The organism is Kitasatospora sp. NPDC093558 (genome assembly GCF_040683475.1).
Lineage (GTDB): Bacteria > Actinomycetota > Actinomycetes > Streptomycetales > Streptomycetaceae > Kitasatospora.
On the sequence record NZ_JBFBDY010000202.1, the window covers coordinates 1 to 10660 of the forward strand.

10 protein-coding genes and 1 pseudogene are annotated in these 10660 nt (G+C 74.1%); 7 read left to right on the plus strand and 4 right to left on the minus strand.

The features are described from left to right. The 3 genes and pseudogenes from AB0O00_RS19830 to AB0O00_RS19840 all read left to right on the plus strand — a co-directional run. Nucleotides 1-304: pseudogene (locus AB0O00_RS19830) on the plus strand (ABC transporter ATP-binding protein); the annotation flags it as partial. Nucleotides 305-315: 11 nt separating this feature from the next. Continuing rightward, nucleotides 316-2862, plus strand: a complete 2547-nt coding sequence (locus tag AB0O00_RS19835) for an FtsX-like permease family protein (protein WP_363653496.1) — start codon at nucleotides 316-318, stop codon at nucleotides 2860-2862. A 117-nt stretch (nucleotides 2863-2979) separates the two neighbouring features. Further along, complete coding sequence (locus tag AB0O00_RS19840; protein WP_363653498.1) at nucleotides 2980-3519, plus strand: SMI1/KNR4 family protein; 540 nt, start codon at nucleotides 2980-2982, stop codon at nucleotides 3517-3519. 45 nt (nucleotides 3520-3564) lie between these two features. Here the strand turns inward: AB0O00_RS19840 and AB0O00_RS19845 are convergent, their stop codons facing one another. The 3 genes from AB0O00_RS19845 to AB0O00_RS19855 form a co-directional block, all read right to left on the minus strand. Continuing rightward, nucleotides 3565-4164, minus strand: coding sequence for a transposase family protein (locus tag AB0O00_RS19845; RefSeq protein ID WP_363653500.1), 600 nt, complete (start codon nucleotides 4162-4164; stop codon nucleotides 3565-3567). Nucleotides 4165-4185: 21 nt separating this feature from the next. Further along, nucleotides 4186-4755, minus strand: coding sequence for a GNAT family N-acetyltransferase (locus AB0O00_RS19850; RefSeq protein ID WP_363653502.1), 570 nt, complete (start codon nucleotides 4753-4755; stop codon nucleotides 4186-4188). A gap of 432 nt (nucleotides 4756-5187) precedes the next feature. Next, nucleotides 5188-5973, minus strand: a complete 786-nt coding sequence (locus AB0O00_RS19855) for an amidohydrolase family protein (protein WP_363653504.1) — start codon at nucleotides 5971-5973, stop codon at nucleotides 5188-5190. A 91-nt stretch (nucleotides 5974-6064) separates the two neighbouring features. Between AB0O00_RS19855 and AB0O00_RS19860 the strand changes: the two genes are divergently transcribed. The 4 genes from AB0O00_RS19860 (at nucleotide 6065) to AB0O00_RS19875 (ending at nucleotide 10018) form a co-directional block, all read left to right on the plus strand. Beyond that, on the plus strand, nucleotides 6065-6433 hold the full coding sequence (locus tag AB0O00_RS19860; RefSeq protein ID WP_363653506.1) for a MerR family transcriptional regulator: 369 nt from the start codon (nucleotides 6065-6067) through the stop codon (nucleotides 6431-6433). Nucleotides 6434-6577: 144 nt separating this feature from the next. After that, complete coding sequence (locus AB0O00_RS19865; RefSeq protein WP_363653508.1) at nucleotides 6578-7909, plus strand: MFS transporter; 1332 nt, start codon at nucleotides 6578-6580, stop codon at nucleotides 7907-7909. Between the two features lie 34 nt (nucleotides 7910-7943). Beyond that, complete coding sequence (locus AB0O00_RS19870; protein WP_363653510.1) at nucleotides 7944-8651, plus strand: response regulator transcription factor; 708 nt, start codon at nucleotides 7944-7946, stop codon at nucleotides 8649-8651. After that, nucleotides 8648-10018 (plus strand): HAMP domain-containing sensor histidine kinase, encoded by a 1371-nt coding sequence (locus AB0O00_RS19875; protein ID WP_363653512.1) that lies wholly within the window; start codon nucleotides 8648-8650, stop codon nucleotides 10016-10018. The genes AB0O00_RS19870 and AB0O00_RS19875 overlap by 4 nt, the downstream gene beginning before the upstream one ends. Nucleotides 10019-10021: 3 nt before the next feature. Here the strand turns inward: AB0O00_RS19875 and AB0O00_RS19880 are convergent. Beyond that, the coding region (locus AB0O00_RS19880) for a TAXI family TRAP transporter solute-binding subunit (protein ID WP_363653514.1) at nucleotides 10022-10660 on the minus strand (639 nt) is incomplete at its 5' end.

Consider the following 10660-nt stretch of genomic DNA (forward strand, 5'->3'; position numbering starts at 1 on the left):
GCAGCAGCGCGTCGCGGTCGCCCGCGCGCTGGCCGGGCGGCCCGCGGTGGTGTTCGCGGACGAGCCGACCGGCAACCTCGACTCCCGCGCCGGGACGGAGGTCCTCGGCTTCCTGCGCGACTCCGTCCGCGAACTGGGCCAGACGGTCGTCATGGTCACCCACGACCCGGTCGCCGCCGCCTTCGCCGACCGCGCGGTCTTCCTCTCGGACGGCCGGCTGGTCGACGAGATGGCGCGCCCCACGCCCGACCGGGTGCTCGACGTCATGCAGAGCTTCGACGCGCGCGCCGCTACCAACTGCTGAGGACGAAACCCATGTTGAAGACCACTCTGCGCAACGTCCTCGCGCACAGGGCCCGGCTGGCCATGACCGTGCTCGCGGTCTGCCTTGGGGTCGCGTTCGTGTCCGGCACGCTCGTGTTCGCGGACTCCACCGCCGCGGCCCACCGCGCCGCCGCGTCCAGGAACTTCGCCGACATCGCGCTCACCGTCACGGCCAAGGAGCTTCCACCCGGATCTGAACAACCGAGCGCCCTCGACGACGCGCTCGTGCGGAAGCTGGCCGACGTCCCCGGCGTCGCCGCCGTCCGGCCGTCCGCCGACGGCGCGGCCGTCCTGAACGCGGCGGACGGCAGCCCGCTGCGGGTCGGCGCGCGGTGGGCGAACCAGGCCGCCGCGTACGTCCCCGGCAAGGACGGGACGGACGGCCGCTACCCGCTCGTCGAGGGCCACGCGCCCCGCACCGGCGACGAACTCGCCGTCGACCGCGGCACGGCCGCCGTCGGCCGGCTGAAGATCGGCGACCCGGTCACCCTCGCCACCGACGGGCCGGCCATGACCAAGCGGCTCGTCGGCATCGTCACCACCGACGACACCCGCGTGACGGCCGGCGGCACGCTCCTCCTGTTCGACCGGGCGACGGCCCAGCAGCTGTTCGCCACCCCCGGCCACTACACCGCGATCGACCTGGCCGCCGCGCCCGGCACCGACCCGTCCGACCTCGCCCGCCGGGTCGCCGCCGTCCTCCCCGCCGACCGCGCCGAGGCCACCACCGGTGCCGCCCAGGCCGCCCAACAGGCCGTCCTCGTCGGCACGTTGACCCGGGGCTACGAGAAGCTGCCGCTGGTCTTCGCCGGCGTTTCGCTCTTCATCGCCTCGTTCCTCATCGTCAACACCTTCACCATGCTGGTCGCGCGCCGCACCCGGGAGATCGCGCTGCTGCGGGCGATCGGCGCGCAGCGCCGCCAGGTGGCGCGGGCCGTCCTGCTGGAGGCCGTCGTGGTCGGGCTGATCGCGTCGGCGGCCGGGTTCCTGCTGGGCCTCGGCATCGCCACGGCGCTGCCCGGCCTCCTCGGCGGCGGGCTGCCGCGCGGACCCCTCGTGATCGGCCCGGGTTCCGTCGCGGCGGCCCTCCTCGTCGGCGTGGGCGTCACCGTGCTCGCCGCATGGCTGCCGTCCCGCCGGGCGGCGAAGGTCGCGCCGATCGAGGCGCTGCGGACGGCCGAACAGCCGCCGCCCGCACGCCGGTTGCACCTCCGCGCGGCGGCCGGCCACGCCCTGCTCGCCCTCTCCGCCGCCCTGCTGGTGTCGCTCCGCGACGCGAAGGACGCCTCGGAGGCGAACCTGCAGAGCGCGATGCTCGGCTGCGCCCTGCTCGTCGGCGGCCTGATCGTGCTCGCGCCGGTGCTCGCCGCCCCGGTGATCCGCACGTTCGGCAGGCTCACCGGCCGCTTCGGCATCGCCGGGCGCCTCGCCCGGGAGAACGCCCTGCGCGACCCGCGGCGCACCGCCGCGACCGCCGCCACCCTCATGATCAGCACCGCGCTCGTCACCGGCCTCGCCACCATCGGGCACTCCGCCGCGCAGGCCCTCGACCACCGTGCCGCCGCCGGGCTCGCCGCCGACTACGTGATCGGCTCCCGCTCCACCATGGACGGCGTCGACCCGGCCGCCGTCGGGCGCGTGGCCGCAACGCCGGGCGTGCGGACGGCGAGCGCCGTCACGGACTCCACCATGGTGGCCGGCGGCAAGGTCCTGGAGGTCGCGGGCGTCGAGCCCGACGGCGTCGGCACCGTCCTGAACCTGGACGTGACCGGCGGCTCCCTGGCGGACCTCGGGCCAGGCCGGATCGCCGTCTCCGCCACCGTCGCCCGGCAACACCGCCTCGCCCCGGGCGACCGCCTCGACGCCGGCATGGGCCGCACCCGGGAGGCCCGCCCGTACACCGTCGTGGCCGTCTACCGGGACAATCCGACGGCACGGGACGTGCTCGCCTCCCGTGCGGAGGTGGCGCAGAACGGCTACCTGCCCGGCTCCGTCCAGCGCATCCTCGTCCGCACCGACGACGGCACGGCCTCCCCGGCCGTCGAACAGCGGCTGCGCACGGCGGTCGGCAACAGCCCGCTGGTGAAGGTCCAGGACCGCGCCGAGCTCGTCCGCGAGGCGGCGGGCGTCATGGGCGACCTGCTGGCGGTGATGTACGGCATGCTCGCCGTGGGGGCGGTGATCGGTGCGCTCGGCATCGTCAACACCGTGGCCGTGTCCGTCGCCGAACGCACCCGCGAGATCGGGGTCCTGCGCGCCGTCGGCCTGGACCGCACGGGCGTCCGCCGGATGATCCGCCTGGAGGCGATGACCGTCGCCGCCTACGGCACCCTGCTCGGCCTCGCCGCCGGCCTGGTGGGAGCCTGGGCCGTCGGCCCGCTGGCCACCGGCGCGGTGGACCACTACGCGCCGGCCCTGCCCTGGGGAACGCTCGCCCTGGTGTGCCTGGTCTCGCTCACGATCGGCGCCCTCGCCGCCACCGTCCCGGCCCGCCGGGCGGCAGCCCTGGGCCCACTGGCGGCGGCCACGGAGTCGTGAGGCAACCGGCGGGCCGGCTCCGGGGGTTGGCGCACCTCGGGCGGGCCCGCCCGTCCCAAGTCCTTGTCAGTGGCCACGTCTAAGGTTCCCGATACATGATCAGCGAACGGAGCTCCGATGAATGAGGCAGCAGACGTACGGGAGGCGTGGGCCCGGGTGACCACATGGCTCGAACGGAACGACCCCGGGGTTTTCGCCGCCCTCGGCGGTCCCGGGAGCCAGGAGGCCATCAGCCGGGCCGAATCGCGCATGGGCGTGGAGCTGCCGGCAGCGTTGCGGCAGTGGCTCCTGACGAACGACGTGGACGCCGACGGGCGACCCGATGCCCCGAACTGCACGGTGGAGCAGGGGTGCGACGTGCCCCTTCCCCGTGGCCATCTCCTGCTCGGCCTGAAGGACATCCAGCGGGTCTACCTCAACCGGCTGGCCGTGGAACGGATGGAACCGTCCGAAGTCCCCGACTGCCCGTCCTGGCGCCCGGAATGGGTGCCGATCGCCGCCGATCGCGACGGCTTCTACGGGACGTTCCTGGACACGGTCAACGGGACGATCGGCACGTGGGCCGAGGCCGAACTTCCCGAGGAAGGCGTGTACGCCTCGTTGTCCGCCTTCTTCCAGGCGACGGCGGATCGGCTGGAAGGAGCCCCCCAGGCGTGACCGGAGGGGCCCCGTGAGCCGACCGGCCGCTGCGCGAGGCCGCCGTCAGGAAGTGCTCGGCACCGTAGGCACATTGGTGAGGTGGAGGAGCAGCGCACCGTCGGTCGGACACCGCAGGCCGACCGACAGACGGCGGACCCGGCCGTCCGCGGCCAGGGCGTAGGCGACCACCACCTGGAACACGTCGTGTCCTGCTGGGCACCGGACATTGTCCTGCGCGCGGAAGGCCCCGCTTGCCCGAGGGTACGAGTCCGTCGCGAGCTCCCAGGTGTGACCGAGGATTTCGCCATCGGGCTGGTCGGGTACGGCGAACCCGCGCGCCGCCGGCAGCGGCCGGACCTGCCGGATCGCGGCGGACACCGTGGAGCGGTCCACTCCCGACAGCGCAGCCAGGGCCGACTGCGGAAGATCGTGTCGCAGGTGCGCGAGCGTGGCCGGCACCCGGTCGACGAACACCAGACGATGCTTCGGGCCGGCACCAGCCTCGCGGCGGCGGTCGCCGCCGCGCCGCTCCCGCGGCGCAGACTCCTGCTGCGCCTCCCACGCAGGGACGAGCTCGGCGACGAGTTCGGCAAGATGCTGCCGGGATATGCCCGATAGGGCGTGATGAGACAAGGCCGCGCGGGCCGATGACTTCACATCCACGGGCGCCGAGCCTCGCGCCGCCTACGCCTGCCGCCGCTCCCACTGCTCCTTCGTGATCTCGTACCGTACACCCCCGTGCTCGGAACCCTCGACCGCCATCATGTCGTCCGGCGTAGGGATGTTCTGCGCGAGCGTCATCCCGAGCTTCTCCATGACGTTACGCGAAGGGCGGTTCACGGTCATCGTCTCGGCCCAAACCATGCGGATGCCGAGCTCGGCGAACCCCTTCGCCAGCAGCGCCTGCGAGACTTCGGTGGCGTAGCCCCGGCCCCAGGCCGCCTGGCGCAGGCGGTAGCCGAGTTCGGCCTCCTCACGCGGGCCGCTGCGCAGCGGACGCAGGCAGAACCAGCCGACGAACGCGCCGCCGTCCTTCTCGTGCGCGGCGAACAGGCCGAGGTCATGATTCCAGCGCTCGTAGCCGGCGAGGATGCTGGGGATGGCGAGGTCGCGGACCTCCTCTGGCGGGGTCGGAGCGCCGCCGGTCAGGTAGCGCATCACCGCCGGGTCGCTGTCCAGCTCGATCAGCAGGTCCGCGTCGTCGGCGGCGAAGGGGCGGAGGGTCAGGCGCTCGGACTCGAGGTAGGTGGTCACGTGAGGATCATGGCCGAGACGGGTTGGACGGTCCAGGGAGTTTTTCGGGCCGCGTCTGTCACCGGGTGGCGTGCTGGAGGAACAGCAGCACGACACGGCCGCCTTCACGTCACGGCCGAGGACCCGCCTGTATCGCTCCCCAAGTCGTCAGCGGGACGTTGGATCCGGGCCGCACGCCTTGCCGCCACCGGCGTCCCGGCTGCACGCTCTGGGGCACCTCACCCGCCCCGGAAACCCGTGGAGCCGCCATGTCGTCGTCAGGATCGTTCGCCGCAACCCCGATCGGGGCGTGAGGCACCCGCCGACCGGGCCTGCGCCGCCGGCGCTTGCCGTGCGGCGACTGCCCACCACGCCCGCGCCCCCACCGGGCGGGCCGAACGTGTTCCGCCCGCCCCCACCCCCGTCGGGGGCGGGCGGAAGCCTCAATCACCCTCAGAGACCCAGGAGTTCGGCGAAAGTTCCGCCGAGCACGCGGTCCCGAAGCTCGCCGGACGGCGTCGCGCGTTCGACCATCCGGCGGGTGACGACCGGGTCGCCGTACGGGGCGTCCGAGCCGAAGAGCGTCCGGTCGGGCACCTCGCGGATCGCCAGGCGGACCGCGAACACGACGCTCGCCGTGGACAGTTCGAGGTACAGGTTCGGCGTCTCCCGCGCCAGCTCGATCGCCTGCAGCCAGTGGAGCCCGCCGAGCTGGCTGAGCACGAGCGGCACGCGCGGGTGGCGACGGGCGAGGTCGGCCAGCGTCGCCACGTCGCCGGCGGTGGTCGGCGCGAAGCCGTGGACGACGACCGGCAGTCCGCCGTGGTCGGCGGCGGCGCGCAGCACCGGCTCGACCAGGCCCGCGCCGTCCGGGGGCGGCGTCAGCTCGCCGATGCCCCGGAAGCCGCGCCCGACGACGTCCCGCTGTACCTCCTCGGCGATCCGCTCGGCCGGCACGTCGAGCCGCACCTTGCCGAAGCCGATGAACCGGTCCGGGTGCGCCGCGCACACCGCCGCGAGCTCGTCCACCGCCGCCGCGTGTGCGTCGGCCCCGGCCGAGCGGCCATTGATCGTGTCGTGCAGCACGCTCATCTCCCGCTTGAAGGAGGCGAGGTCCCCGGCCCGCTCCGGGTGCGGCCGGGTGCCGAAGAGCACGGCGCGGTCGACGCCGGCCTCGTCGAGCAGCGCGAGGTGGCTGTGCACCGGGTCGTGGACATGGCTGTGCGCGTCGATGATCAACGGATTCTCCTGGTCAGTGCCGTTCTGCGGGGACGGGCACTAGTGTTCAACCCTGACACCGTGACAAGGTCAAGTCGGGGGAGAGGGCACGATGAGGATCGGCGAACTGGCCAGGCGCAGCGGCACGAGCGAGCGCCTGATCCGCTACTACGAGCGGGTCGGCCTGGTGACGTCGACCCGACTCCCCAACGGCTACCGCGACTTCGACCCGTCCGCCGAGCGGACCGTCCGCCAGATCCGCGCCCTCCTCGCGGCCGGACTGCCCACCCGGACGATCCAGCAGCTCCTGCCGTGCGGCGAACCGGACGGCCCGCTGCGTGCGTGCCCGGGAGTGCTGCGCAAGCTCCGCACGCAGCTCACCGAACTCGACCGCAGGGCAGTCGAGTTGGACCAGTCCCGAGAGGCTCTGCGGCAGGCCATCGCCGCCACCGAGGCGGCCGACCTGCCCCCGGCGGCCTGAGCAGCGGGCAAGTGGGCCGGGCAGGGGGTGAGGGCGCCGCTTCCTTAGCGGGACGTTAGATCCGGGCCGCACGCCTTGCCGCCACCGACGGCCCGGCTGCACGCTCTGGGGCACCTCACCCGCCCCGGAACACGTGGAGCCGCCATGTTGTCGTCGTCCGATCCCCGTCCGAAGACCCGGAGGCTCGCGCTCGTCGGGGGGTCGCTGGGCAACCTCGTGGAGTGGTACGACTGGTTCGTCTACGCCAGCTTCGCGGTGTACTTCGCCGACGAGTTCTTCCCCGGGTCGGACTCCACCGCCAAGCTGATGAACACCGCCGGGATCTTCGCCGTCGGCTTCCTGATGCGGCCGGTCGGCGGCTGGCTGCTCGGGCGGGCGGCCGACCGGCACGGGCGCAAGAGCGCGCTGACGCTGACGGTCACGATGATGTCGGCGGCGGCCGTGCTGATCGCGGTCGCGCCGACGTACGGGCAGGCCGGGTACCTCGGGGCGGCCGTCCTGCTGGTCGCGCGGCTGCTGCAGGGCCTCAGCATCGGCGGCGAGTACGCGGCGAGCGCCACCTACCTCACGGAGGCGTCGGCGCCGAACCGCCGGGGGCTCGGGTCCTCGTTCCAGTACGTGTCGATGACGGTCGGCCAGCTGCTCGGCCTCGGCATCCTCATCGTCATGCAACACACCCTCACCACCAAGGAGTTGCACGGCTGGGGCTGGCGCGTGCCGTTCCTGCTCGGCGCCGTCTTCGCCCTCGTGGTGTTCTGGCTGCGCCGCCGGCTGCCGGAGACGGAGGCCTTCGCGAAGGAGACCGCCGGCCGGGCCGAGGGCGCCCGGGGCACGCTTCGCGGGCTGTGGGAGCACCGCCGGCAGGCCGTCCTGGTCATGGCGCTCACGCTCGGCGGCACCGTCGCCTACTACACGTACACCACGTACCTCACCAAGTACCTGATCGGCAGCGCCGGACTGCCCAAGAACACGGCGACGCTGGTCAGCTTCACCGCGCTCGCGGTCTTCGCCGCCGTGCAGCCGCTCGCCGGGCTGCTCTCCGACCGGATCGGGCGCCGCCCGCTGCTGATCACCTTCGCGATCGGCAGCACCGTCGGCACGTACCCGCTCATGTCCGCGCTCGGCTCGGCGTCCTCGTACTGGTCCGCGCTCGGCCTGTCCGTGCTGGCCCTGCTGATCGTCACCGGCTACACCTCGATCAACGCGGCCGTGAAGGCGGAGCTGTTCCCGACCCGCATCCGGGCGCTCGGCGTCGCCCTCCCGTACGCGCTCGCCAACGCGCTGTTCGGCGGCACGGCCGAGTACGTGGCGCTCTGGTTCAAGAACGCCGGCCACGAGTCCGGGTTCTTCTGGTACGTCTCCGCCTGCGCCCTGGTGTCGCTCGTCACGTACGTCTTCATGCCCGACACCCGCGACGCCTCATTGGACGACGCCGGGACCCCCGAGGCGGGCGCGGTGGCGCACGCCGTACGGTAGTCACCTCACAGGCGGCACAGGTGGGGAGGACCGCGTGCACGTGCTTCTCGTCGAGGACGACGACCGCATGGCCCAGGCCCTCGCCACCGCCCTCGCGCAGCGCGGCCACACCGTGCGGCGCGTGGTGCGGGCCGCCGACGCGCTGCGGCACGTCCGGGAGGCCGAGTTCGTCCTGCTCGACCTCGGCCTGCCCGACCTGGACGGCCTCGACCTGCTGCGCAAACTGCGCACGGTCTGCCAGCTGCCGCTGATCGTCGTCACCGCCCGCAGCGAGGAGCGCGACATCGTCCAGGGCCTGCGGGCGGGCGCCGACGACTACGTGATCAAGCCGTTTCGGATGGCCGAACTCATCGCCCGCGTCGACACCGTGCGCCGCCGCCTCGGACGGCCCGCGCCCTCGTCCCCGTCCCCGGACGGCGTCGGCGCCGGGCGGCAGGTGCGCACCGGCGACGTCGCCGTCGACCTCGCGGGCCGGACGGTGACCGTCGGCGGCACCCAAGTCCGGCTCACCCGCCGCGAGTTCGACGTCCTCGCGCTGCTCGCCGCGCACCCCGGCGACGTCCGCTCGCGCGAGGAGATCCTCGACCGCATCTGGGGCGACGCGTTCCTCGGCTCCTCGCGCTCCCTGGACGTCCACGTCGCCGGCATCCGCGCCAAGACCGGACGCGCCGGGCTGGTCCGCACGATCCGCGGGTACGGCTACCAGCTCGGCGACCTGGGGCAGGAGCGCGACGCCGGATGAGGCGCCGCCTGCTGGCCGTCCTGACCGCCCTCATCGGGACGGCCGTGCTGCTCCTCTCGCTGCCCCTGGCCGAATCCTACGCCCGCGGTCGGACGGAACACCTCCTCCTCCAGCGCCGCGCCGACGCCGTCCGCTTCGCCGACCTCGCCAACCGGATCCGCACCGACGCCGACCGCCACGAGCTCGCCGCCGAACTCACCCGCTACGCCGAGCTCTACGGCGCCGCCGTGACCGTCGTCGATGCCTCGGGCGGCGTCCTCGGCCGGGCCGGGGCGACCCCCTCGGGTGCCACTGCGGACGAGGCCCGCAGCCGGGCCCTCACCGGCCGGTCCACCGAGGCGCTGCCCACGATCCTCCCCTGGGGGCCGCACACCGTGCTGCTCGCCGAGCCGGTGGGCCAGGACGAACGGGTCAACGGCGCCGTCCTGTTGACCGTCCCCACCGGTTCCGCGCGCCACGACGTCCTCGTCCGCTGGGCACTCATCGCCGCGGGCGCCGTCACGGCGTTCGCCACCGCCGCCCTCGTCGCGGCCGGACTGGCCCGCTGGCTGCTGCGGCCCGTCGCCGAACTCGACCGCGCGGTGGCCGGGTTGGCGGACGGCCGGCTGGAGGCGCGGGCGGTCTCGGACGGCGGCCCGCCGGAACTCCGCAGACTGCGGCGGCACTTCAACGGCATGGCACAGGCCGTCGCCGACGCGCTGCGCCGCCAGCGCGACTTCGTCGCCGACGCCTCCCACCAACTCCGCAACCCGCTGGCCACGTTGGTGCTGCAACTGGAGAACGCCGAACCGCACGTGCCACCCGGCCCCGGCCTCGCCGCGCACGCCCTGGCGCTGGACGAGGCCGACCGACTGGCCGAACTCCTTGACGGCCTGCTGGCGTTGGCCCGGATGGAGTCCACGTCCGAGCCGCTCACGGACCACGACGTGTCGGCGGCCGTGAACGACCGCGTGGCGGCCTGGGCGCCGGTGTTCCGAGCGGGAGGTCAGGAGTTGACGGCCGACGTCACCCCCGGCCTGCGCGCACCGACCCTGCCCGACGCGGCCGGCCGGGTGCTGGACGCCCTGCTGGACAACGCGGTCAAGTTCGTCCCCGAGGGCCAGCAGGTCCGGGTGGTGGCCGAGCCCGGCCCCGAGGGCGACGGCACGGTCATCCGGGTCTCCGATACGGGCCCGGGCGTAACTGCCGACCAACTCCCGCTCCTGCTACGGCGATTCACCCGAGCACCCGAACACCAGAACGTCCCCGGCACCGGCCTGGGCCTGGCCATCGCCGACGAACTGGCCCGGGCCTGCGGCGGCACCCTGACCATCACCGGGGCGAGCCCACACGGCCTGAGCGTGGAGCTCCGCCTCCCGGGCGCGTAGCGGTCAGCCGTAGACAGACCGGTAGTACGCCGCCGCCCCCGGGTGCAGCGGTACCGCCCCGGTGGAGACGGCGAACCGGGGTTCCAGGCGGGCGCCCGCCGTCACCGCCCGCAGGAGCGTGGCCCACTGGGCGAAGAGGATCCGCAGCAGCTCGCGTACGGCGTCGTCCGGCACGCCCGGGCGGGCTGTCAGGTAGTTGCCGACGCCGACCGTGCCGATCGGGCTCCGCAGGCCGTACGCGCCGGCCGGGAGTGCGACCGCCGTGTACACCGGGCCGTAGCGCTCGCGCAGCGTCCCGGCGGCGGTGTCCAGCGGGACGAACCGCACGGGCAGCTCCGCCGAGAGCCCGGCCACGGCGGGTGTCGGTACGCCGCCGGACCAGAACACCGCGTCGACCTCGCCCGCGCGCAGGGCGGCCAGCGACTCGGCGAGTCCGAGCGTCTCCTCCTGCACGGGTGCCGCGCCGCCGGTGAGGGCCGCCTGCTGGAGCAGCCGTTTCGCCGTCACCTGCAGTCCGGAGCCGGCCGCGCCGGTCGCGACGCGCTGGCCGGCGAGGTCGGCGAGCTCGTGGACGGGCCCGTCGGCGGGCGCGATGAGGTGGATGTAGTTGACGTAGACCCGCGCGAGCGCCGTCACGGCGAG

Coding starts and splice junctions, on each gene's coding strand:
- AB0O00_RS19835 (WP_363653496.1), top strand. CDS start 316: ATGTTGAAGACCACTCTGCGCAACGTCCTCGCGCACAGGGCCCGGCTG.
- AB0O00_RS19875 (WP_363653512.1), top strand. CDS start 8,648: ATGAGGCGCCGCCTGCTGGCCGTCCTGACCGCCCTCATCGGGACGGCC.
- AB0O00_RS19865 (WP_363653508.1), top strand. CDS start 6,578: ATGTTGTCGTCGTCCGATCCCCGTCCGAAGACCCGGAGGCTCGCGCTC.
- AB0O00_RS19860 (WP_363653506.1), top strand. CDS start 6,065: ATGAGGATCGGCGAACTGGCCAGGCGCAGCGGCACGAGCGAGCGCCTG.
- AB0O00_RS19840 (WP_363653498.1), top strand. CDS start 2,980: ATGAATGAGGCAGCAGACGTACGGGAGGCGTGGGCCCGGGTGACCACA.